This window comes from Shimia sediminis (assembly GCF_003990645.1).
Lineage (GTDB): Bacteria > Pseudomonadota > Alphaproteobacteria > Rhodobacterales > Rhodobacteraceae > Shimia > Shimia sediminis.
In genome coordinates, this window is record NZ_RYZK01000117.1 from 1 (window position 1) to 522 (window position 522).

The 522-nt window shown below is 28.4% G+C and carries 1 protein-coding gene; it reads right to left on the minus strand.

Features of this window, described 5'->3' with window-relative positions; genetic code table 11:
* A partial coding sequence (locus EK369_RS23060) for a proton-conducting transporter transmembrane domain-containing protein (protein ID WP_268920627.1) occupies positions 1-324 on the minus strand: 324 nt, incomplete at its 3' end.
* Positions 325-522 lie beyond the last annotated feature (198 nt).

Sequence of the window (522 nt, forward strand, 5' to 3'; positions counted from 1 at the left end):
TATACAACCAGCACATATAAATAATAAAGCTTTAAATAAAGCATGTGTCAATAAATGAAAAAACCCTAAAACAGGTTCTCCTAAAGCAATAATTCTTATTATTAGCCCTAATTGACTAAGAGTTGATAAAGCAATAATCTTTTTTAAATCAAATTCAAAATTTGCACCTAACCCTGCTATAAATATTGTAAAACAGCTTAAAAAAACAAGAATAATTAAAACCTGGTTACCTAAACAATTAAAAAAACGAATCACTAAATAAACCCCAGCTGTCACCAAAGTTGAAGAATGAACCAAAGAAGATACAGGAGTAGGAGCAGCTATTGCTGCTGGAAGTCAGGAAGAAAAAGGGATTTGAGCTCTTTTAGTAAGAGCAGCTAGAACAATTAAAAAAGAAATTAACTTTATTCTAAAATCATTTTTTATACAACTTAAATAATAAATAAAATTTCAACTACCATAATTTAATATTCAAGCAATAGATAGTAAAATAGCAACATCCCCGATACGATTAGTAATTGC